The organism is Pseudomonas sp. NFACC46-3, from assembly GCF_900114515.1.
GTDB classification, from domain to species: domain Bacteria; phylum Pseudomonadota; class Gammaproteobacteria; order Pseudomonadales; family Pseudomonadaceae; genus Aquipseudomonas; species Aquipseudomonas fluorescens_Q.
The window spans coordinates 1-22,832 of sequence record NZ_FOTH01000037.1; the positions used below are offsets into that span (position 1 = coordinate 1).

General features: G+C 58.0%; 21 protein-coding genes. 10 read left to right on the forward strand and 11 right to left on the reverse strand.

Going from position 1 to position 22,832, the window contains the following annotated elements; all coding sequences use genetic code 11:
* The 6 genes from BM300_RS25760 to BM300_RS25785 all read right to left on the reverse strand — a co-directional run.
* Positions 1-255 (reverse strand): OprD family outer membrane porin (locus tag BM300_RS25760; RefSeq protein WP_139232389.1); only part of this gene is annotated, 255 nt, incomplete at its 3' end.
* Between the two features lie 275 nt (positions 256-530).
* Positions 531-1,226: a DUF4286 family protein gene (locus BM300_RS25765; RefSeq protein WP_057400013.1), complete on the reverse strand. Its 696-nt coding sequence runs from the start codon at positions 1,224-1,226 to the stop codon at positions 531-533.
* Between the two features lie 22 nt (positions 1,227-1,248).
* Entirely contained in the window at positions 1,249-2,142 is an 894-nt protein-coding gene (locus BM300_RS25770; RefSeq protein ID WP_092143025.1) for a fumarylacetoacetate hydrolase family protein, read from the reverse strand.
* A gap of 3 nt (positions 2,143-2,145) precedes the next feature.
* Positions 2,146-2,946 carry a fumarylacetoacetate hydrolase family protein gene (locus BM300_RS25775; protein WP_092464353.1) on the reverse strand — a complete coding sequence of 267 codons (801 nt, stop codon included), beginning with the start codon at positions 2,944-2,946 and terminating at the stop codon, positions 2,146-2,148.
* A complete protein-coding gene (locus tag BM300_RS25780) occupies positions 2,943-3,749 on the reverse strand; it encodes an IclR family transcriptional regulator (protein ID WP_063320977.1) in 807 nt (268 codons plus the stop codon). Before BM300_RS25780 ends, BM300_RS25775 begins: the two co-directional genes overlap by 4 nt.
* A 287-nt stretch (positions 3,750-4,036) precedes the next feature.
* Complete coding sequence (locus BM300_RS25785; RefSeq protein WP_092464356.1) at positions 4,037-5,215, reverse strand: fumarylacetoacetate hydrolase family protein; 1,179 nt, start codon at positions 5,213-5,215, stop codon at positions 4,037-4,039.
* 120 nt (positions 5,216-5,335) lie between these two features.
* On the opposite strand from BM300_RS25785, the gene BM300_RS25790 reads away from it, so the two are divergent.
* The 6 genes from BM300_RS25790 (at position 5,336) to BM300_RS25815 (ending at position 13,399) form a co-directional block, all read left to right on the forward strand.
* Positions 5,336-6,322 (forward strand): LysR family transcriptional regulator, encoded by a 987-nt coding sequence (locus BM300_RS25790; protein ID WP_092224106.1) that lies wholly within the window; start codon positions 5,336-5,338, stop codon positions 6,320-6,322.
* Positions 6,323-6,445: 123 nt separating this feature from the next.
* The gene (locus BM300_RS25795) at positions 6,446-7,993 is read left to right on the forward strand and encodes a UxaA family hydrolase (protein ID WP_092464358.1); all 1,548 of its coding nucleotides are present in this window, start codon (positions 6,446-6,448) and stop codon (positions 7,991-7,993) included.
* A 60-nt stretch (positions 7,994-8,053) separates the two neighbouring features.
* Positions 8,054-9,634, forward strand: coding sequence for an aldehyde dehydrogenase (NADP(+)) (locus BM300_RS25800; protein ID WP_092464360.1), 1,581 nt, complete (start codon positions 8,054-8,056; stop codon positions 9,632-9,634).
* 200 nt (positions 9,635-9,834) lie between these two features.
* Positions 9,835-11,277 carry an MFS transporter gene (locus BM300_RS25805; protein ID WP_092143004.1) on the forward strand — a complete coding sequence of 481 codons (1,443 nt, stop codon included), beginning with the start codon at positions 9,835-9,837 and terminating at the stop codon, positions 11,275-11,277.
* Between the two features lie 147 nt (positions 11,278-11,424).
* On the forward strand, positions 11,425-12,249 hold the full coding sequence (locus tag BM300_RS25810) for a shikimate dehydrogenase family protein (protein ID WP_092464362.1): 825 nt from the start codon (positions 11,425-11,427) through the stop codon (positions 12,247-12,249).
* Between the two features lie 151 nt (positions 12,250-12,400).
* Positions 12,401-13,399: a Gfo/Idh/MocA family protein gene (locus BM300_RS25815; RefSeq protein ID WP_092349153.1), complete on the forward strand. Its 999-nt coding sequence runs from the start codon at positions 12,401-12,403 to the stop codon at positions 13,397-13,399.
* A 277-nt stretch (positions 13,400-13,676) separates the two neighbouring features.
* Here the strand turns inward: BM300_RS25815 and BM300_RS25820 are convergent, their stop codons facing one another.
* Positions 13,677-14,594 carry a LysR substrate-binding domain-containing protein gene (locus BM300_RS25820; RefSeq protein ID WP_092142995.1) on the reverse strand — a complete coding sequence of 306 codons (918 nt, stop codon included), beginning with the start codon at positions 14,592-14,594 and terminating at the stop codon, positions 13,677-13,679.
* A gap of 190 nt (positions 14,595-14,784) precedes the next feature.
* Here BM300_RS25820 and BM300_RS25825 point away from each other — a divergent pair, with 190 nt between their 5' ends.
* From BM300_RS25825 to BM300_RS25840, 4 genes are all read left to right on the forward strand, one after another.
* Positions 14,785-15,534, forward strand: coding sequence for an SDR family NAD(P)-dependent oxidoreductase (locus tag BM300_RS25825; protein WP_072346036.1), 750 nt, complete (start codon positions 14,785-14,787; stop codon positions 15,532-15,534).
* Between the two features lie 96 nt (positions 15,535-15,630).
* On the forward strand, positions 15,631-16,932 hold the full coding sequence (locus tag BM300_RS25830; RefSeq protein WP_092142989.1) for an MFS transporter: 1,302 nt from the start codon (positions 15,631-15,633) through the stop codon (positions 16,930-16,932).
* 17 nt (positions 16,933-16,949) lie between these two features.
* Positions 16,950-17,798, forward strand: coding sequence for a transketolase (locus BM300_RS25835; protein ID WP_092349156.1), 849 nt, complete (start codon positions 16,950-16,952; stop codon positions 17,796-17,798).
* Entirely contained in the window at positions 17,795-18,817 is a 1,023-nt protein-coding gene (locus BM300_RS25840; RefSeq protein WP_092349159.1) for a transketolase family protein, read from the forward strand. Before BM300_RS25835 ends, BM300_RS25840 begins: the two co-directional genes overlap by 4 nt.
* A gap of 241 nt (positions 18,818-19,058) precedes the next feature.
* On the opposite strand, the gene BM300_RS25845 is transcribed toward BM300_RS25840, so the two are convergent.
* The 4 genes from BM300_RS25845 to BM300_RS25865 form a co-directional block, all read right to left on the reverse strand.
* On the reverse strand, positions 19,059-20,345 hold the full coding sequence (locus BM300_RS25845) for a type II toxin-antitoxin system HipA family toxin (RefSeq protein ID WP_092464364.1): 1,287 nt from the start codon (positions 20,343-20,345) through the stop codon (positions 19,059-19,061).
* Positions 20,338-20,655, reverse strand: a complete 318-nt coding sequence (locus BM300_RS25850) for a helix-turn-helix domain-containing protein (RefSeq protein WP_072346046.1) — start codon at positions 20,653-20,655, stop codon at positions 20,338-20,340. The genes BM300_RS25845 and BM300_RS25850 overlap by 8 nt, the downstream gene beginning before the upstream one ends.
* A gap of 334 nt (positions 20,656-20,989) precedes the next feature.
* Complete coding sequence (locus BM300_RS25860) at positions 20,990-21,769, reverse strand: phosphoribosyltransferase (protein WP_256575859.1); 780 nt, start codon at positions 21,767-21,769, stop codon at positions 20,990-20,992.
* Positions 21,770-22,006: 237 nt separating this feature from the next.
* Positions 22,007-22,729, reverse strand: coding sequence for a haloacid dehalogenase type II (locus BM300_RS25865; protein WP_092464368.1), 723 nt, complete (start codon positions 22,727-22,729; stop codon positions 22,007-22,009).
* Between the last annotated feature and the right edge of the window lie 103 nt (positions 22,730-22,832).

The following is a 22,832-nucleotide window of genomic DNA, read 5'->3' on the forward strand; positions in this document are numbered from 1 at the left end:
CTGGGTGAACCCGGACTTGGCGTCGAGGATGAAACTCTGGGTCCATTCCTCGGCCTTGCCCTGGGCGTTGTTCGGGTTGGTGAAGTTGCGGTTGATGTAAGCGTTGCGCAAATTGAGGGTGGCCGTAGCGCCATCGACAAAACCGCTATTTTGATCGGCTTGAACAACAGCTGACGAACCCGCGCATAACGCAAGAGTCAGACTGATGAGCGATGGATGTGCAGGCACGCCGCGGAGAGTAACCGGGTAGCGCATGATGTTTCCTCACAATGAATTATTATTGTTTTTTGTTGCGATTTTTAGCTCGTGGCAACGCATGCACAGACAGCCCGAAGAGCTAACTTCCGAGCGACCGAAGAAGTTATTTATCTAGCCCGTTATTGAGCAACTTGATAATTGTCTAATATCGCCGTAAGCAAAACCCGAGCGTGCGCAGACGCGAGCTAAACTCAATGCCTGTATTGGCACGCTCGTGAGGAATTGCATGAGAACAACGACTGAAAGTTAAAACGTACTCGAACGCTCGGCGATCAACCCGCACTCCCCGGCGTTTTGCAACGTGTGTATTCCAATTGATAAAGCGTGGTTTCCGGTCCCGTCGATTGCCCCTCCAACAGCCGTTGCAGCTCGGCCACAAAAGACTCGCCGGCGACGCGAACGTAGTCAGGCGCACAACCTTCGATCATGACGATCCAGGCCGGTATCTGGGTCCCTTCGGCGCGGGCCTTTTTCTCTGCGGTTTCAACCTTGCTCACGGCCTCATCAGCCACACACAAGTGCACGCCTGTAATACCCTGTTTATCCGCCAGGGGAGGCAGCACGCGCTGACGCAGTGCATCTGATACCGATTTATGTTGCCCTTCGACAACATCGAAACGGACCGTTAACAAATACGCGCCCTGCCCCACACCGCTGGAGTAAGTGACTTCGCAAATGGATCGCGCGACATTGCGATAGGATTTCACCGACTGCTGGGTCCACGCCGTCGGCGTGTTGAGACGCGATAAATAATCCTGCCCGCCCAACACCTGCACGGAATCAGCCTCATAGAGGTTGAAATAGGTCGGTCCGGCATCCAAGGCGATGTACCGGCGCCCGCGCAAAAAGCCCGGAATTCCAGCCCGCTCAGGCATGTGCTCACGGTTATGCCACTCATAGAACTCGTCCCGCGCTTCGGGCAAAAGATCATGCCAGATCGCGACTACACCTGTTCCTGCAAAGCTCATAGCGTTTTTCCTTTAGCGATAGTCAGTCAACATTGGGGTGGCGGCCCGCGCCCCATGCAGCCCCCATTTCAGCAACGTAAGGAACCACGGTCTGAAATTGCTCACCCAATCCCTGGCCACCGACACGCATGGTGTCCCCTGCCTTGAGGAATACCGGTGGTTTCTGCCCGAGCCCCACACCTGGCGGCGTACCGGTAATGATGACGTCACCCGGCATTAGCGGCATGAAGCGACTGAGGTACGCGACAATATGGGCAACGCTGAAGATCATCGTGCGGGTATTGCCGGTCTGGAGACGTTTGCCATTCACGTCGAGCCAGAGGTCAAGTGCCTGCGGATCGGCAATTTCGTCACGGGTGACCAGCCAAGGTCCCAGAGGCGCGAAAGAAAAACCGCTTTTGCCCTTGGTCCACTGGCCTTCGTACTCAAGCTGATAAGCCCGCTCGGAAACATCATTGGCCAGGCAATAACCGGCAATATGATCCAATGCCCGCGACTCATCGATCTGCCAGGCAGGGGTACCGATGACAATGGCCAATTCGACTTCCCAATCCAGCTTCTGAGCGCCCGTTGGCAAGATGACCGGGTCATTGGGTCCGCTGATGGATGCGGTGTGTTTATTGAAGACCACCGGTTGGCTCGGGATCGGCGTATTCGTTTCAGCCGCGTGATCGGAGTAGTTCAGACCAATGCAAATCAGGTTCGGTACGCTGCCCACGCACGGACCAAGACGCGTGCCAGGCGCCACCACGGGCAGCTTTTCAACGTCGACCGCGCGCAGCTTTTCAAGCACTGACGGGCTCAGGGCCGACGCATCGATGTCATCGACAATGCCCGAGAGGTCCCGAACGATCCCTTGCGAATCCAAGATTCCCGGCTGTTCCTGCCCCGGTAAACCAAAACGAACTAAGCGCATTTGTTACTCCTCCAGCGTTGAGAAATGGACAGACAATGAGCCTGCTTCGCCGAACTGAACCTGCAGTGGCTGGTTAACGGGCACATCGAGAACACCTGCATAGGACCCTGTGATAATCACCTGCCCTGCTTGCAGCCCTATCCCTTGTGTAGACAGAAAATTGGCCAGCCAGACGATCGGCAACAACGGATCCCCGTCCGGATGGCGGCCCTTGATACTCACGAGCTCCGACGTTGCATCGCTCAGGGTGATAGCCAGTTCAGAGGGCATGCTGGCAGTGTTCGACAGCGTGATTGGCGCCCCCAGTACCAGGCCATGATTGAATAGACCATCCGCGAGCAATTGCTCGAACGGCAGTGTGTGTGGATCGGTATAACGGCAGTCGATCACTTCCAATGCCAAGCGCACGTCGCTGATCGCAGCAGCGATCTGTTCAGCGGTATAAGGCTCGACACGTGCCGGCAAATCATGGGCCAGGACGCACGCCAGTTCGGGCTCGATGCGCGCCTTATCGGCGTCAGCGGCCAGTCGATAACGTTCACCTTCTACGATGCTGTCGCTGTAGATCGGGGCGACGATCCACTTGCCAGCCGGCGGCACCGCGCACTTCCAGCCCCCCACGGTTTTTCCAGCCAATGGGCCCACGTGTTGCTGAATGGCAAAACCTTCTGCGAGGCTGCTTGGCAGGTTCGGGCCAGGCAAGGATGCCAGCCGAACCCCCTCCAGCCGTGCACGGGCCAAAGCGGCAGCGGCGACTTCCAGCCCTGCCCCCGACTCGGCCCCTAGAGGAGCGAGTTGGCTCATACGCTCTCCGAATGCACGTTGTTCTGGCGCGGCCAAACCGTACCCAGCTTGTTGGCGGCCTCTTCCAGCAGGGCATGCAATTCTTCATAGCGTTCGGGCTGCATGCGCAATACCGGGCCGGCGATACTCATCGTGCCGACCACAGTGCCGGACGGAACCAGCTTGACCGGTACCGCAATCGCCCAGACACCCGCCTCGGCTTCTTCAATGACCAAGCCATACCCGCGCTTTCGGGTCAGTGCCAGCTCGGCCAACAAGCCTTCGATGCTGTTGATCGCTTTCGGCCCCTGCCCAATCCCGGCATCAGCTTTCCCCAGCCCGCTGCGCAACGCATGCTCAATGGCCAGCTCATCAGACATCGTTGCCAGCCAGGCTTTGCCATTGGCGGTTGCATAGAGATTGATCGGTTTATCCATGGCCGGCGAATACATAAGCCCCGGCGCGGCGCCTTGGGCCGAAGACAACCAGGACAAGGTGCCCTCGTTGACCACCGTCAACCGCACCAACTCATGACATTGAACAGCCACTTGCTCGATGATCGGCTGGACCAATTCAGGCAAGCCGATGCCATGTAAATAGCGCTGCCCCAGCAGTGCCAGCTTCAGCGTCAAGCGGTACTGCGACGTGGCTTCATCCTGCTCCGCCCACCCTTGCTCGACTAACTGAGCAAGCACTCGATGGGCGGGGCCCTTCTCCAAGCCCAGCTCGGCTGCAATATCGGACATCCGCATCCAGCGAGCCTCACGGGCCAGCAGTTCAATCGCCTCCAGGCAACGGTCAACAGCACCTTTAACGACTCTCATATTTTTCTCGACTTATCTTTGACAATGAGGTGGATTCGAGCAACATTGTTCGTACTGGAACCGCGTTCCAATAGTATGCAGGCGCCCCCGGATAAGTCAAACCCGCTTGCATCGGGTTGGCCCTATCGAGACAGAGCGGGCCACGCAGCCGGGTTTCCGGGACGTGGGACGCTGGACTGAGATAAAAACCGAACCCTTCGGGTACGGCTCCTTATCCATAGACAAGCGCCTGTGCATGTTCAATCTTTGCGGAAGAACGCCCAATGCCTCTCACCACCCTGCCTTACCTACAGCAATCCGCGGGCAGCAAGATTGTGCATCATGGCTCGCAAGCCGAAAGTCCAGGGCGCAGCTTCATGGCTGTAGGTGACGGTGTTGCGCAGTGTGCCCAGCAACGGACTGCCGATGCTGACCTCATCACCCTGCTTATGAGTGAAGCCGCTTCCTGGCTCCTCACGGTCCTGGGTAGGTGCAAACAATGTCCCGAGAAAAAGCATGAAGCCATCCGGGTACTGGTGATCACCGCCGACCGTCTGGGCCACGAGATCCAACGGGTCACGGCTGATCAGGGCCATGGAACTGCTGCCTTCAAGCGTAAAGCCGTCGTCGCCCTGGACGTGCAAATCCACGACGCAATTGCGCACGTCATCGAGCGTAAACGCTTCATCGAACAGACGAATAAACGGGCCGATCGCACAGGACGCATTGTTGTCCTTGGCCTTGCTCAACAGCAGTGCGCTGCGGCCTTCGAAATCACGCAAATTGACGTCGTTGCCCAGGGTAACGCCATGCACTTGGCCTCGACTGTTCACCGCCAGCACGATTTCCGGTTCCGGGTTGTTCCATTCAGACTTGCGATGAATGCCGATTTCGCTGCCACTGCCCACTGCGGCCAGAACCGGTGCCTTCGTGAAAATCTCCGCATCCGGGCCGATACCGACCTCCAGGTATTGCGACCACATACCCTGCTTGATCAGCACCGCTTTAAGACGCATCGCTTCTGGCGAACCCGGTTTGATTGCCCGCAAGTTGTCGCCTATTGCTTCGTGCACCAAGCGGCGAACACTTTCAGCTTTGGCTGCATCGCCTCGGGCCTGCTCCTCGATGACCCGCTCAATCATGCTGGACGCGAACGTCACCCCGGCCGCCTTGATGACTTGCAGATCTGCTGGAGGCAGCAGCGATGCCTTGCCGGGATCGGCATGGCTGCCGGTGTTCCCAAGCAACGCCTCGACAGTCCCGATGTACCTGCCTGGCGCCTGACGAACCGCCAACAACGGCGAGGTGTGTTCCAGCAGTTCGCTGATTGTCGAAAAGGTTTCAGCAAGATCGAACACACCTTCATCGCGCAGCACCACCGGCGAGGGGCCGGCAATCGCACCCGGGATCCAGGCACGGCCGATCAGCGTTCCGGCCAGGCCATCCACTGGCAGGGTGTTTTCGCGCGTCAGTTTCAAATTCGCCATGGAGCTTCCAGATCAGTTGGCCATCAGAGCCGTAAAACTAATGGACCTCCCCCGTAAATCCCAATGAAAGAAACTCACCCATCAATGCTGTTTCGTTATCGACAGACAAGGCCTTATCCGATGGAAAATGATCAAATTACTTTTGCCAGTGTCTCCCGATGGCTGAAGATCAAACATTTGGTACTGGTCAATAGCTTGGCCAAGACCCGCAACATGCACACAACCGCCGAGCATATGAATGTCACGCAACCGGCCATCAGTAAATTGCTGCGCGATCTGGAAGTTCTCCTCGGTTTTCCGCTGTTTGAGCGTCAAACGCGTAGTCTGGTTCTTACCGAACTAGGGGAGTTCGTAGCCCGCTATGCGCGTATTACCTTGGAGGACACAGAGTCGTTCGTCGACCAAGTCAACAAACTGCGTAAAGGCGGGCATGGTCATTTAAAAGTCGGCACCATTTTCGCCGCCACATCCGTGGTGCTGCCTGAAGCCATTGCCAGCATAAAACGGGAGCGCCCCCTCCTTTCTATCGAGGTGATCGAACAAACCAGTAACCATCTGCTGGAGATGCTCGAACAAAAGAAACTCGATTTGATCATCGCGCGCTTCACGGATGAGGATTGTCAGCCGTTCGAATTTACGTCGCTGGGACCCGAACCCTTTTGCCTTGTCGTGAACAGCACACACCCTCTGTGCGGGCTTGAGGAGGTCCCCACTGAAGCAATCAGTGAATGGCCATGGGTCATGTATCCCTTCAATACGCCGATCCGACAACGCATGGAGCGCGCGTTCAGGACGTTCAAGATCGCCCCGCCGACCAACACGGTGGAAACCATTTCGATGCAGACCTTCCTGCAGTTGCTTCAGTCCGGGCCAATGCTCGCCATGCTCCCCGAGTCCATGGTCCAGTCACAGCTACAAAACGGGCAGCTTCAAATCCTCAACACGCCCTTCAAAGTTGAATCCCAGGATTACGGAGTTATCACTCGCAAGGATGAGCCCCTGTCAGAGCCGACACGGACGTTTATTGCGACCTTGCTGGCGTTCGCCAAACAGCGGCAAACGGCTACAGAGAAGAGAGACCGCAGCCATTTCAAAAAAAGTCGATGAGGCAAAGTTATCGAGCAATCGAAAGCTCTCATTAGGCAGCCATTTCCATGAATCCTATAGTGCCGACACAAAAGTGCGGCGCTATTAGCGACCGCCCACCACCCAGCAGCCCGTGAGGATGCGATGGAACTGATCACGAAAACCGGCGCAGCAGCTGTGCTGCGCTTGAACCCGCTGGACGATGTGCTGATTGCACGCCGACCGCTACTCGCTGGCGAAGTCCTCGATCAAGAAGGCGTGACTGTCCGGCAAGCGATTGTCCCAGGCCATAAAGTTGCCTCCCGCCGTATCGAAGCCGGTCAACCGGTGAGGCGCTATGGGCAAATCATTGGTTTTGCTGTTGTCGACATAGAAGCAGGCGAGCATATCCATGTGCACAACCTGGCGATGGGGGAATTCACTCGAGATTATGCTTTCAGCGTCGATGCGAAGCCCAACGTCAAGTCGAGTGAAGCCCCGTCGTTCATGGGTATCGTACGCCCGGATGGACGCGTCGCGACACGCAACTACATCGGCATTCTTACATCAGTGAATTGCTCTGCCACAGTCGCCCGGGCCATCGCCGACCATTTTCGTCGGGACATCAATCCCGCCGCACTGCAAGCGTTTCCAAACGTCGACGGTGTTGTCGCTCTCACGCATTCCGCCGGCTGCGCCGTTGATCCCGCAGGCGACGGCTTGAGCATGTTGCGCCGGACATTGGCCGGCTATGCGACCCACGCCAACTTTGCGGCCGTGCTGGTGATCGGGTTGGGCTGCGAGACGAACCAAATCGACTCATTACTCACAACGCAAGGACTCACCCGTAGCAATACCCTACGCACGTTCAACATCCAGGACAGTGGCGGTACATCCAAGGCTATCGCCAGTGGCATTGACCACGTGAAGCAATTGCTTGGCGAGGCCAATCAAATTCAGCGTGAACCGGTCAGCGCTCGCCATTTGACCGTCGGGCTTCAGTGCGGCGGCTCGGATGGCTACTCCGGCATTACTGCCAACCCAGCGCTGGGCAACGCGGTGGATCGCCTGGTCGCCTGCGGCGGTACCGCGATTCTCTCCGAAACCCCGGAAATTTACGGTGCCGAACATTTGCTGACACGACGGGCTGTGAGCCGTGAAGTCGGCGAAAAACTTATCGCTCGCATTCATTGGTGGGAACAGTACTGCGAGCGTATGGGAGCCGAACTGAACAATAACCCCTCTGCCGGCAACAAGGCAGGTGGCTTGACCACCATCCTGGAAAAATCACTGGGCGCGGTGGCAAAGGCGGGTTCGAGCAACCTGATGGATGTTTACGAATACGCCCAGGCCGTTACGGCCAACGGGCTGGTTTTCATGGACACCCCTGGCTATGACCCGGTCTCGGCAACCGGTCAGGTCGCCGGTGGTGCGAACCTGATTGCGTTTACCACCGGTCGTGGATCGGCCTATGGCTGTGCTCCTGCCCCATCAATCAAGCTGGCGACCAATAGCGCCTTATGGACACGTCAGCGAGAAGACATGGACATCAACTGCGGCGAAATAGCCGAAGACACTTTGACCATCGAGGCATGCGGTGCAGCGATCTTTGAAACCATGCTGCGCATTGCCTCGGGCGAACGCAGCATGAGCGAACAACACGGATACGGACAAAACGAGTTCGTGCCTTGGCAGATCGGCGCCGTCACCTGATTTTCAGTCCTGGGGACGCCTTGCCCTTCTATCACATGCACATTCAACCTGGAGACAACCATGTCCCTCATCACCGGCCAGAACTTTATCGGCGGTCAGCGTAGCGCCGCCGGCACCATCATCGTCAAGAGCGTGGATGCCAGCACAGGGGAAACCTTACCCTATGCGTTCCACCAGGCGACTGCGCAAGAAGTCGAGAACGCGGCTCATGCAGCCCACCATGCTTTTTCCAGCTACCGCACCCTGAGCGCGAGCAAACGGGCTGAATTTCTCGATGCCATTGCGCAAGAGCTAGAGGCTTTGGACGATGAGTTCATTGCGCTGGTTTGCCGTGAAACAGCACTGCCTGTCGCTCGCATCCAGGGCGAACGCGCACGTACCAGCGGTCAGATGCGCTTGTTTGCAAACGTACTGCGGCGTGGTGACTTCTATGGGGCCCGCATCGACCTGGCGTTACCCCTTCGCAAACCGTTGCCGCGCCCTGACCTTCGCCAGTACCGCACCGCAATCGGTCCGGTTGCAGTGTTTGGTGCAAGTAATTTCCCGTTGGCTTTCTCCACGGCTGGCGGCGACACCGCTTCGGCCCTCGCGGCGGGTTGTCCGGTGGTATTCAAAGCCCACAGCGGCCATATGGCCACTGCAGAACAGGTCGCCAACGCGATCATCCGCGCGGCCGAGCGCAGCGGCATGCCCGCCGGTGTCTTCAACATGATTTATGGCAGTGGCGTAGGCGAAGCCCTGGTAAAACACCCGCTCATCAAGGGCGTTGGCTTTACCGGCTCGCTCAAGGGTGGTCGAGCGTTGTGCGATATGGCCGCCGCTCGCCCCGAGCCCATTCCAGTCTTCGCTGAGATGTCGAGCATCAACCCGGTCGTGATCCTGCCTCAAGCGCTCGCGCTTCGAGGCGACAGTATCGCTCACGATCTTGTCGCCTCGGTGGTTCAAGGGTGTGGGCAGTTTTGCACCAATCCCGGACTGGTGGTTGGCATTCGTTCGGATGCTTTCACTGCTTTTCAGGACCGAGTGGCAGCGTTGATCAACGACCAACCGCCACAGACAATGCTCAATGCGGGCACCCTGCGCAGCTACGCGGCTGGCTTGCAGAACCTGCACGCGCACCCCGGCATCGCGCACCTGGCTGGCAGCAACCAGCAGGGTCACCAGGCCCAGCCACAGCTGTTCAAGGCTGACGTTGCGTTGCTGCTTAACGGCGACAAGGTTCTTCAAGAAGAAATCTTCGGCCCCACGTCCATCTTCATCGAGGTCGCTGACCAGGTCCAACTCAACTCGGCAATCAATGCCCTTCACGGACAATTGACTGCAACCTTGATCGGCGAGCCAGAAGACCTTGCGCAGTTCATGGAGTTGACGGCTTTGCTGGAGATGAAGGTTGGCCGCATCCTCATCAATGGCTACCCAACAGGTGTCGAGGTCTGCGATTCAATGGTGCACGGTGGCCCTTATCCTGCCACTTCCGATAGCCGCGGCACTTCGGTCGGCACCTTGGCCATCGACCGCTTCCTGAGGCCCGTCTGCTTCCAGAACTACCCCGACGCGTTGCTTCCCGATGCGCTCAAGAACGCGAATCCGTTGAACATTTCGAGGCTCGTCGACGGCTGTCTTTCGAGAGATCGCTTGTAGTTCACCCTCCTAACAACCATTCGCTCTATCGCATGGGCGGGCTCCAGCGTGCTCGCTCGGCGTGGCGACGCACCCGCAGAAAACCAGCGCCATACCTTGATCGACCAAAGGAACTCCCTTGACAAGGCGGCGATTCTGGTAACAGAATTACTGATGGAACGACGTTACAATAACAACAATCGAGAATCCGGAGACATGTCATGAGCCAAAGCATTCAAGGCGATCCACACTCCAAGCGTCAGTCTAAAAAGGCCGCAGCGAGCGGCTGGATAGGCTCAGCGCTGGAGTACTACGACTTTTTTATCTATGCCACTGCGGCAGCGCTACTTTTCCCACAGCTGTTCTTCCCGTCAGACAACCCGACGGTTGGGATCATCATTTCGCTGGCCAGCTTCGGCGTTGGTTATATCGCCCGGCCGCTAGGCGCTGTAGTCCTGGGGCACATGGGCGACCGCCATGGACGCAAGACGGTGCTCGTCTACTGCATGTTCCTGATGGGCGCGTCGACGATGTGCATCGGTCTGCTTCCTACCTATGCACAGATTGGTATCTGGGCACCTGCCCTATTGATACTGTTGCGCCTGATTCAAGGTTTTGCGGTCGCGGGTGAAATGTCTTGCGCCAGTTCCATGATCCTGGAACATGCGCCTGATGGGCGTCGCGGTTACTTCGCAAGTTTTACCCTTCAAGGCGTCCAAGCCGGGCAACTGCTAGCCGCTGCGGTTTTCCTGCCTCTTGCCCAGTTCATGCCAGCCGATCAGTTTGCTTCTTGGGGCTGGCGGATTCCATTCCTGCTCAGCGCAGGGGTGCTCGTCATGGGGTGGATCATCCGGCGTCAGGTTCATGAGGCTCCGATCTTTACTGAGGCGCAGACACAGACCAAGCCCCGCAAGCTACCTGTGATCGAAGTGCTCACGCAGAGTTGGGGCGATCTGCTACGTGTCATCTGCATGGCGCTCTCTGCGGTACTTGCAATCGTCGCCTCTGTATTCGGTGCGACCTATGCCGTGCAACCCGCCTATGGCATTGGATTTCCTTCCGGCTTATTCATGTGGATACCGGTGCTAGGCAATATATGCGCAGTTATCCTTATCCCCTTCGTCGGTAAGCTCTCCGATAGAATTGGCCGCAAGCCTCCGGTGATCGTTGGCGTTCTGTGCGGCGGTATATTGTCATTTGGCTACCTCTATGCGATCAGCATTCACAATATGTGGCTTTCGCTGGTTCTATCGCTGCTCATGTGGGGTGTGGCTTACCAAGGCTTTAATGGTGTGTTCCCAAGTTTGTTCCCGGAACTGTTCCGTACACGGGTACGAGTTACCGGCATGGCCATTGGACAGAACATAGGCGTGGCATGCACAGCGTTTCTGCCGGCCCTTTTTGTATCCGTAGCGCCTCCCGGTAGCGACAATATCCCTCTGAAAATTGGGGCACTGACTTTTGGTATCTGTGTAATCTCCGCTATCGCCGCTATTACTACCCGGGAAACCTTCCGGATTCGTCTGAAAGACCTCGGTGACCCCAATGCTGTCCCGATGTCAAAGGAGGAATACGAAGAGGTGCGGGAAAAATCCAATACCAAGTTGAACGCCAAAGCCTCCGATCAAGCGTTCAAAAAAGCAGAGCCAGTGATGCGCTCCTGACGGCCGCCCTTTCACCACCGCCATGCTGCTCAATTTTTTGCACAGGATTTCGAGCAGCACGGCAGTGATACGCACGCCCGTCAGGGGTGGATTCCGATATCTACATACCGGCAACTGGCGTGCAATAGCCAATACAAGTAGGTTGACATGCATCCACGCATCACAGGCACCACGCGAATATATGGATTGATAGGCGATCCACTCAAGAGCGCCAAGTCTCCAATGCTGTTGAATAAGCTGTTTGCCGAAGCACAGGCTGACGCCGTCTGCATTCCTTTGGAAATCGGCGCGGGGGGCCTGGCTGAGTTTGTCAAAGGCGTGCGAGCCGTGCGCAACCTCGCTGGACTTCTGGTCACCATGCCGCACAAGCAGAGCATGCTGGACATCGTGGATGAGCTCCACCCTACTGCGCGCCAGATCGGCGCAATCAACGTCGTTCGTTGTGACAATGACGGGCGCTGGGTGGGCGCTGTGTTCGACGGACTTGGCTGCGTAGCTGGCATGCAGCGCCACGGAGTTTCCCTGGAGGGAAAATCTGTTCTGCTTATAGGCGCTGGCGGCTCGGGACGGGCAATCGCGTTTGCCGTTGCCGCTGCTGGCGCACGATCACTGGTCATTGCAGACCTGGATCCGCACCGCGCCTCGGACCTTGCGCACCGCGTTGCCAAAGAGGGTCCGTGTGCTGTGTATGCAGGCCCGGCAGCCCCCGCAGGTCACGACATCGTTATCAATGCTACCCCGCTCGGCATGAACCCTGATGATCCAATGCCTATAGACGCAACGCGACTGGACCCAGCGACGGTGGTGGTCGATATCATCACCAGGTCAGAGCCGACTGCCTTGCTGCTCGAGGCGCAATCGCGCGGCTGTCAAACCCTCAATGGCGAGCCTATGCACGTAGGTCAAGCCCTGCTGGCATTGAGTTTTCTAGGTTTCGAAGATATCGAGCGTCGCTACTCGACCGGATTATAAGAGGTCCCGTACAACCTGCCCCGGCTCCCCTCTTCATAACCCGAACCGAAACGCTTAACAGCGTGGCTCGCGCGCTGTTATGTTCGGGCTTGATCGCACCCGAGGGCACCGGCAAGCTCGTCAAACATACTTATTTATAAGGAATGAGTGCTTGAAAGTCGTTCTTCTTGAAGTAAGCCACTGGCACACTCCGCTCTACCTTGATGCCCTTGAGCGCCTGCCTGATGTGAGCGTCACGGCGGTATCCGACGCCACCGGGTCCCGTGGTCCCGCCCTCGCCCAGCGCTTCGGAGCGCGACGCTACGATCACTGGAAAACCCTGCTCGATAACGAAGAGGCTGATTTCGCCTTCGCCTTTGGCCCGCACGACGAGTTGTATGCCATGGGCAAGGCACTGGTCGAGCGCAACATTCCGTTCGCGATGGAGAAGCCCTGCGGACTTACCCAGCATGAAGTACTGGACCTGCACCAACGCGCCGAAGCTGCCGGCGTGTTCGCGGCGGTGCCGTTGGTTTGGAGGCACAGTGAATTACTGAACCGCGTCAAGCATGCGGCGTTGCAGCGTGGTGCCAGATGGAGAACCCTGTCGTTTCGATTCAACGCCGGCCCGCCCGGACGCTACTTGACGAACAGTTGCTCCTGGATGCTTGACCCGAAACGCTCGGGTGGTGGATGCACGATCAACCTTGCCCCTCATTTCGTCGATCTGGCGCAGCAAATGTCCGGAGAGCGCATATGCAGCGTGTCCGCCGTCATGCATCGCGACCCGCAGCTGACCGCCGTAGAGATAGCCTCAATGATGACCCTGGTGACCGAGAGCGGCTGCATCTGCACCATCGAAACTGGCTACAATTACCCGGCTAACACACCCGAGCAACGGGAGTACTCGTTTTCATTGTCAACCGATCAGTTCTACGTGCGCTCGACCCCGGATGGCTTGCGGCTGATCGACACGGTTGGAGAGGCAAGTGACCTGACCATGAGCCTGAACTCTGACGTGTATTACGATAACTTCGTAACCGATGTCCTCACCCCCGGCCGTGACACAGCCTATACCGGTGCCGGACTTGCAACCATGCACCACGTCATGCGCATCATCGAGGCGGCCTATGAGTCAGACCGCCTCGGCGGCACTCCCATCACCCTCTAGCCCCCCTGACACGACGTTGGATGGCCATTGCTGGGCCCGGTGGCCACCCTGAGCGTCGCCGGTCCCATCGCGACGCGATGAGTAATCCGATCCTATCGACTATGTAGAAGAGTTCCTCATCATTCTCCTCTGATTGATCTGGAACTCCCCCTGGATATTTCTTTCACGACCTTGGTTCTATTTGCTACGTCAGAGGCGATTCCAATGATCAGGCCCGGGGCGGACATGATCTACCTCCTATCTGATTCGATCAGCAATGGTGCCCGCGGGGGCTGCGCTAGAACACAAAGCTATGCCCTAACTCCACTTCCATCCAACCCAAGAACCGCCTGACCCTGGGGAAACTGGAGTGAGCCTTGGGGAACACCAAATGGTGGGCGGCGACCGCAGAGCTCAAGGCTTCGGGGGCGACTTCAACCAGCGAACCGTTGGCGAGGTATTTTTGCGCCAGCAGCGTGCTTTCAAGGGCGAAGCCCAAGCCGTGGCTAGCGGCTTCCAGGCTCATGTAGGACCGGTCAAAACTCAAGGCGTAGGGCTTTTCGGGGCGCGCCAGACCATGCTGGGCGAACCACTCAGGCCACTTGAGCAAGGTTGCTTCGGAAAGGATCAGCTCTTGCGCCAGAAGATCTGCTGCGTTTTTTACCGCGCAGCGCGCGATCAGCTTGGGCGAGGCCAGCACAGCGAAACTTTCGTTACGCACGGTGCGCACTTCATAGCTGGGCCAATTAGGCCGGCCGTGACGAATATCGACATCGATCTTGTCCTGACTGAAGTGCAGCGATTCATAAGAACAGGACAAATTGATCTGGATGTCCGGATTGCTCAAGCGAAACGACTCCAACCGCGGCATCAACCAGAGTAAGCCAAAGCTGGGGGAGGAATGCAGCCGCAGGCAATCCATGCTGACGTCACTCGCTGCCCGCTCGGTGGCGACCTCAAGGCTCTGCAACAGACCGGAAATGTCCTTCAAGTACTGCTCACCCACTGGCGTCAGGGTCACCCCACGCGCTGCCCGCACAAACAACTGTCGACCAATCATCACCTCTAGCTTGGCCAATTGGTGGCTGATCGCTGACGGCGTGAGGTCGAGCACTTCGGCGGCTCTTGCCAGGTTGCCAAAACGGGCAGTCTGCTCGAAGGCTTGAATGGCTCTCAGCGGTGGCAGATGGGATGAAGGGAGATCGTCCTGGCGCATCGGTATTCAGCCTATTGTTTTTGGGTCGCGAGCGGATCGTGCCATTCAAGCATTTGCGGTCCGCATTGACGAGTGCTGAATTTTATTCATGTAGCAGTGACGTTTGCGTTATTGCTCGGCCTGTCGACGGGGACCACTCTGAGCCATCGATCGTTGAATCGAACCATAAAAACAATCAGAGGTATCCCTCATGCTTCTTCAAGGCAAAGTCGCGATTATTACTGGCGCCGCATCCGCACGCGGCATCGGCCGCGCAACCGCGCTCACCTTCGCCCAACACGGCGCCCGCGTTGTAATCCTGGATCTCGACGAATCCGCCGCCCGTGACGCCGCAGCCACCCTCGGCGAAGGCCACCTGGGCCTGGCTGCCAACGTCGCCGATGAGACACAAGTCCAGGCTGCGGTCGCCAAGGTGGTGGAGCACTACGGCCGTATCGACATACTCGTCAACAATGCCGGCATCACCCAGCCCATCAAGACCCTGGATATTCGCCCGAGCGATTACGACAAGGTCCTGGATGTCAGCCTGCGCGGCACGCTGTTGATGTCCCAGGCAGTGATTCCGGTGATGCGCGCTCAGGCTTCGGGCAGCATCGTCTGCATGTCATCCGTATCGGCCCAGCGCGGCGGTGGTATTTTCGGCGGCCCGCACTACAGCGCCGCCAAGGCCGGCGTGCTCGGACTGGGCAAGGCCATGGCACGCGAATTTGGCGCGGACAACATTCGCGTCAACTCCATTACGCCAGGCCTGATCCATACCGACATCACCGGAGGCCTGATGCAGGATGAACGCCGCCACGCAATCATCGAAAGCATCCCGCTGGGTCGGCTTGGCGCAGCGCAGGATGTTGCCAATGCGGCACTGTTTCTCGCCAGCGACTTGTCCTCTTACCTCACCGGCATCACGTTGGATGTAAACGGCGGCATGTTGATCCACTGACCACAGGTGTCAGCCCCCGCAGTTCATTAAGTTCAGGATCGAGGATACGCCGGGCTTCAAGCGCGGCGTTCTATAAAAACAAGAGATCAGACCCTCATGATGACCACCATGACGCTCGACACTGTATCCACAGTGCGCGCAAGCGCGTATCACAAAACTGCCTGGCGACTGATGCCTTTCCTGATGTTGTGCTACCTGTGCGCCTATCTGGACCGGGTAAATGTCGGGTTTGCAAAGCTGCAGATGATGAACGACCTGTCCCTGAGCGAAACCGTCTACGGGCTCGGCGCGGGCGTGTTCTTTCTTGGCTATTTCCTCTGCGAAGTGCCGAGCAACCTCATTCTCCACAAGGTCGGTGCCCGTCGCTGGATCGCGCGCATCATGATTTCGTGGGGCATTATCTCCGCCCTCTTCGCCTTCGTGGAAACGGCTTGGCAGTTCTATGCGCTGCGCTTCCTGCTCGGCATCGCCGAAGCCGGTCTCGCACCGGGCCTGCTGCTCTACCTCACCTACTGGTTCCCCTCCTACCGCCGCGCCAAAATGACCGTGCTGTGGTTCATCGCCATCCCGCTCTCCGGCATGATCGGCGGGCCGCTCTCAGGCTATATCATGACCCAGTTCGCCGGCGTGCATGGCTGGGCGGGCTGGCAGTGGATGTTCGTGATCGAAGCCATTCCGACCGTCATCGTTGGCCTGATGGTGCTGGCCTACCTCAAGGACGGCGTGCACCAGGCGACCTGGCTCACCGATGAAGAAAAAGCGCTGGTCAGCAAAGAACTGGCCGAGGACAACAGCCGCAAAGTCACCCATGCATCGGTCGGCGCATTCCTGCGCGACCGCCGCCTGTGGATTCTCGCCTGCATCTACTTTTGCGTGGTCATGGGCCAATACGCGATCACCTTCTGGCTGCCGACACTTATCCGTAATGCCGGTGTTGCCGATCCGATGCTCATCGGCTTGCTCACCAGCCTCCCCTACCTGTGCGCCATCGTCGCGATGGTGCTGATGGGGCGCAGCGGCGACAAGCACCAGGAGCGCCGCTGGCATCTGGTGGCGCCGATGATTGCCGGTGCGCTGGGCCTCACGTTGGCGGCGGTGTTCGGAGCCAACCTGACGTTGTCGGTGTTGTGCCTCTGCCTTGCAGCAGCAGGGGTGCTGTCGGCGTCGTCACTGTTCTGGATGCTGCCGACCACCTTGCTCGGTGGTGTCTCCGCCGCTGCCGGGATCGCTGGAATCAACAGCTTTGCCAATCTGGCGGGTTTCTGCTCGCCCTACCTGATTGGTTGGATCACTACCACGACCGGTTCGAGCGCCATCGGCATGTACCTGATTACCGGTGTGCTGTGCATCGGTGCCTGTTTGGTGCTGCGTATTCCTGCCGCTTCGGTCAATCGTTGAGTTAACGGAGAATTTCCATGACTTCCACCTTATCGCGCGCGTCCTCCATCACACTGGTGCAGCGCGCCCATAACATTCGCCGCCATGCCTTGCGCATGGGCCAAGTCCAGGGCCAGGGCTATGTGGGCCAGGCGCTGGGCGCGGCAGACTTGCTGGCCGTGTCGTACTTCCACGCCTTGAACTACAAGCCCGAAGACCCTGAGTGGGAACAGCGTGATCGCTTCTACCTCTCCATCGGTCACTACGCGATTGCGCTGTATGCCGCGCTGATCGAGGCGCAAATCATTCCACTGGATGAGCTTGAAACCTACGGTTCGGATGACAGCCGCCTGCCCATGTCCGGCATGGCCGCCTATACCCCCGGCATGGAGATCACCGGCGGTTCGCTAGGCCAGGGACTGGGTATAGCAGTGGGTGCCTGCCTGGGTTTGAAGCGCAAACAGTCCACCTCATTCGTCTACAACCTGCTGTCGGACGGCGAGCTGAATGAGGGATCCACCTGGGAAGCGGTCATGTCCGCTTCGCACTGGAAACTCGACAACCTGATCGCCATCGTCGACGTGAATAACCAGCAAGCCGACGGACATTCCAGTGAAGTGCTGGCATTTGAACCCATCGTTGACCGATGGCAAGCCTTTGGCTGGTTCACCCAGCGGGTAGACGGCAATGACCTGGACGCCTTGGTCAAGGCGTTCGACGCTGCCCGCAGCCATCCTGGCGCACAACCGCGCGTCATCATCTGCGATACCAGGATGGGCAAAGGCGTGCCGTTCCTGGAAAACCGCGAAAAGACTCACTTCATCCGCGTCGACGAGCATGAATGGGATGTGGCCTTGAACAACCTGGAAGAAGGCAAAACAGTATGAGCAACGCAACCAACATGACGGCTCAGGCGCCTGTAGCGCCGAAGAAAAAGCTGACCACCTCGGCGATGATTGCCTCGATTGCCGCTGAAGGCCAGGCCACAAAACCAGCGCCATTCGGTCACGCACTGGCCGCACTCGCGGACCAGCGCCAGGACATCGTGGGTTTATCGGCTGACTTGTCCAAATACACCGACCTGCACATTTTTGCGAAGGCGCACCCAGAGCGCTTCTACCAGATGGGCATGGCTGAGCAGCTGTTGATGAGCGCGGCAGCCGGCATGGCTCGGGAGGGGTTCGTGCCCTTCGCCACCACTTACGCGGTGTTTGCGTCGCGCCGGGCCTATGACTTCATCTGCATGGCGATTGCTGAGGAAAACCTCAACGTTAAAATCGTCTGCGGTCTGCCGGGCCTGACCACCGGATACGGCCCCAGCCACCAGGCAACGGATGATCTGGCGATCTTCCGCGCCATGCCCAACCTGATGATCGTCGACCCTTGCGATGCCCTGGAAATCGAACAAGTCGTGCCCGCCATAGCCGCGCACCAAGGGCCAGTCTACATGCGGTTACTGCGCGGCAACGTACCGCTGGTGCTCGACGAATATGGCTATGAATTCGAGATCGGCAAAGCCAAGACCCTGCGCACGGGCAATGAGGTTTTAATCATTTCCACCGGTTTGATGACCATGCGCGCCCTGGAAGCCGCCAAGGAACTTCAGGCTGACGGCGTGGATGTCGCGGTGCTTCACGTTCCCACCATCAAACCTTTGGATGAGCAGACTATTCTGGCGGAAGCCAGAAAGCCGGGACGACTGGTAGTGACTGCCGAGAATCACTCCATCATCGGCGGATTGGGCGAAGCGGTGGCGACCGTGCTGTTGCGCAATGGCGTTACGCCGACGTTCCGGCAAATAGCGTTGCCGGACGCGTTTCTCGATGCTGGTGCGCTTCCGACGTTGCACGATCGCTATGGTATTTCCACCCAGGCTGTGTGCGCACAGATCAAGGGTTGGTTATAGGGTTTAAACCTGCAAGGGACTAAGTGAGTCCCTTGGTAGGAGGGCCTCCTCCGTTCACTGAAAATATTCCCTGAGAGTCTCTAAGCGTCTTCTGGCAGGCTGTTCATCTGATCATCCTGCCTTTCCTTAGCCCATATTGATGTGATAGCTCCGACCGGACTCTCTGCGAGTCGCTAGACAGATATGAGACTTTCAGCGCAACGGTGAACATGCAGCCGATGAGCGTCTGCTCCTCCGATCTTCAACGGCAACCGCCGACCGCATGACCACGGTGTAACCGAGCTACGTTCTGATCGATGCGGTCTTGGATCGTGCGCAAGGTGTCTCGAGTAATAACCTGTGGGTATAGATTCTCGGCAATGCTTGCAAACTGGCTCGCCACATCACAAATGCCGTCAATCATTCTGCCTGCGACGTCCGGGGGCACCTCGGCTTCCTCGGCAAGCCGAAGCATTTGCGTGCGGGAAATCGACAGGGCTTCCCCCATCACATCCATCTGGTGATATCCACTTGGCCCCTCGCAGAAGGTCACGTCGTAAGCCGGCGACAGTCTCCACTGACCGTCTTGCGACATGATGTAGGCAAAGTTCTTGGGATGATCGTCTCTGTTGTTGAACGCAACATTGAAGACTGCACGTTCGAAGGCCACCGCCATCTCTCGCACGTCGTTGGTACACATCTGCGTTGCCCGCAAAAAATTGACGTAGTCCAACACCCCCGGAGATTGGTAATTTTCCCCCGTAAAGGCCGCGAGGCTTTGCATGGGTACGCGCAGACCATCCCGGCGGTCAAATCGCTTACTGGCAAACGCTGCCAACCCGTCAGGCAGACTGAAATACTGCGTGTCAGGGGTTTCGATACCGCACATGCGCAGGCACTCGGCGTAGACCATTTCGATTGCGCAAACCTCGGCCTGTTCTTCTTTGGCCGGGAACTTGATCAACCAGGCTTCAAAACCCGGCGTGACGGCAGTGGTAAACCGGCCAGTTTCGGGATCGCGATAGACGAGGGCCTTAGGCCTTGCACCTTGAGGCGAGCCGCCCACCAACAGCAACGTCTGCAGGAACTCGCCACCGTCTCCATGGAGCACTTCCCGCACTTCGGCGGCAAGCTGCTCCAGCGGGATGTGGACATCAGATTCCTGCCCTTCGGGTGCCACGGGCTCAAACGTCATGGCCCCCATTGCATTGCTACCGATGTAGGCCAGCCGTTCCAGTGAGCCGATGCGCGCCGTGGTGAGCCCGCGGCGCCTGAACATACGGTCCATCAGCAACATGCCCCACCCATCCGGCAAGGAGTCGTAAACAGGCCCTGGCAGGTACAGTTGGTGGTCCGGAAAATCTCGGCGCAAGTGAGCCCCCTCCAACGGCAGCGTGTAGGAGGACAGTTCCAAGCCCCTTTGCCTGGCTTCATTGCTGTACTCGAACACGATCAGCGGGCGACCGGTCAGGGCAGTCGTGGAGACCAGCGTGCCCCATTGCCATCGCTCACCCCATCCCTCGTAGAAGACGTTGACCTGCTCAAGCATTGCCGGACTTCCTCTTTGTACGCAGACGATTGGCGCTGTTTTCGTAGCGCCGAATATCCTCGATGCTGTCCAGCTTTGGCAGGAACAGGCCTTCCAGTTCCTTGGTTCGGCCAAGAGCCATCGCCACCCGAACGACGTTCTCGAATCCGACATTGCGCCCGGCTTCAAGGTTGGACACTGTATTTGTGCCGATGCCGGCACGCCCGGCCAAGTCGGCTTGTGTCATATCCCGCGCCAAGCGCTCTGTGCGCAAGCGATCGCAGAGGCGCTTGACGACCTCGCTCGGCTTGCTGAAGCTTAAATCCAACATAACGTGTACCAAGCCCATTCTGTGCCAGTTAGTGCACAAAATTATAGAATTAACGCTCAGCCCCATCAAGCGACTTAATTCCCTAAAACTGTGTCTTATTGCTTAATTTCTGGTCTTAGGCACAATTTAATGGATTTATCTCATTGAAAGGTGTCAGTTACCCGGATCGTTATTCTTCTTGGGCCCCATCTTCTCCGTCAGCTTCTCGATCAGGTAGGCGTTGACTTTATCCTTGCTCTCAGCTGCTGCCTCAAGAGCTTTGGCGGTTGGCATCTTGTCAGGGCCCTCCGTGACCGTGAGTACAACGTCCTGAAATCGCTTAGTCTTCTCATCCTCAAACTGGGCGTAATTCCTGGAAAGCTGGAGAGCGCCGTACACCGAGCCACTCTTCAAGTGGTCCAATGTAATCGCAGGTTCGTGTCCACTCCTTCCTGCCACCACTCAAAGCTTCCCGCTGCCAGGCCTGGCGCATGAGCTCAATGACTTCTGCGTCCGACGTCTGGGCAAAATCCAAATACCAATAACCGATCGACATCATCCACTCGGGAATGAGTGGGCAAATCACTTCATTCACTTCGCTGCGCAAAGCCTCGACCGTTTCCAGCGGACCAACCGGCACCGCGACAACAATGCGCGCCGGGGACTGCACGCGCACCGCATGGACCGCGGCCATCATGGAGGAACCGGTTGCCAAGCCGTCGTCGACCAGGATCACGATCTGGTCCTTGAGCTGCAATGGCGGACGGTTTCCCCGATACACCTGTTCGCGCCGCGACAACTCCTGCGTTTCCCGCGCGACTACGGCCTCGAAACTGGCACGGTCGATCGGGTGTACCCGCAGTGCGTCGTCATTGAGGATTTGTATGCCGCCGCTGGCAATGGCGCCCATGGCAAACTCCGGATGCGAAGGGACGCCAAGCTTGCGCACCAGCATCAGGTCCAGGCGAACGTCCAGGGCCGTAGCGACTTCGTAAGCCACCGGGACACCACCACGAGGCAAGGCAAGGATGATGACGTCAGCTCTGTTGGTGTATTTGAGCAAGGGCTCGACCAATCGCCGACCGGCCTCGGTGCGGTTCGGCAACGTGGTTTGCAATGAGGGGCTCTGAATCATGGGGAACCTCCTGAGGCATTGATGTGATGGACGATCCTGGTCGCGCCAGATGGCTAGTACGCTGCGGCGGGTCGCCGTCGTTGCGTTACAACGGGCACCTCCGTTGCAGATTCACCATCCTCTGTCAGAGCAACCTTGGCGTTGATATATATCAAGTCCCTTCGTCAGCCAGACATCCGGCAACTCATGCACGCTGGAAAGGGCTGGTGGTGCACCATGGCGTCGCCCGGCGTTTGATCAGGTAGACAACGCCTGAAGCTTGCGATCCAGGTCAATGAAACCATCGGCCTGCCAATCCCAATCCTGGGCTTGGGCTGCATCGGGTGCAGGCGCTCCGCCATACTCCATGGCCCGGTCGATATAGGCCGTCATCAGGCCGCAATCCCTGGCTGCCGCAAGATCGCTGTGGTGGCAGGCCACCAGGCAGAGTTCAGCGGGTTTGATGGCCAATGCCCTGGCCGTGGACAGGTACGCCGCAGGATCCGGTTTGTAGGTTTGCGCGAACTCCGCTCCCAGTAGCGCGTCCCATTGCAAACCGTTGTAGCGGTTCATAGCGATCATCAAGGCCACATTGGCATTGGACAAAGTCACCACCGTAAAGCGCCGACGCAGCAGGGCCAGGCCCTCGGCTACGTCAGGCCAAGGGTCCAGGCGACGCCAGGCATGGGCAAGCGTGTGCAATACCCCGGGGTCAACCTGGTCGACTTCCAGGCCGTAAGCCGTCAACAATTGGACCAGCGTCTCGTAGTGCAATGTGTCCAGGACAACAAAGCCTCCATGCCCCTTGATGCACTCGCGCAACGCTGGCGCATACAACCGGCGCCATTGCATGGCAAATTCCGCGGGGCTGACAGCGGGCAGGTAGGTCGACACGAATGGACTCGCCTCACGTGCGATGCCTGAATGCCAGTCAACCACCGTACCGAACACATCGAATGCCAACGCTCGTGCAAGCGCCATCGCAAGACTCCTCTGCTATTTAGGTCCAGCCTGGCACACCGGCCGCCGAGGCTCTGGAACGCGGGGATCCAATGAGCTTAGCCTTATCCTTTTCATGCGTCAT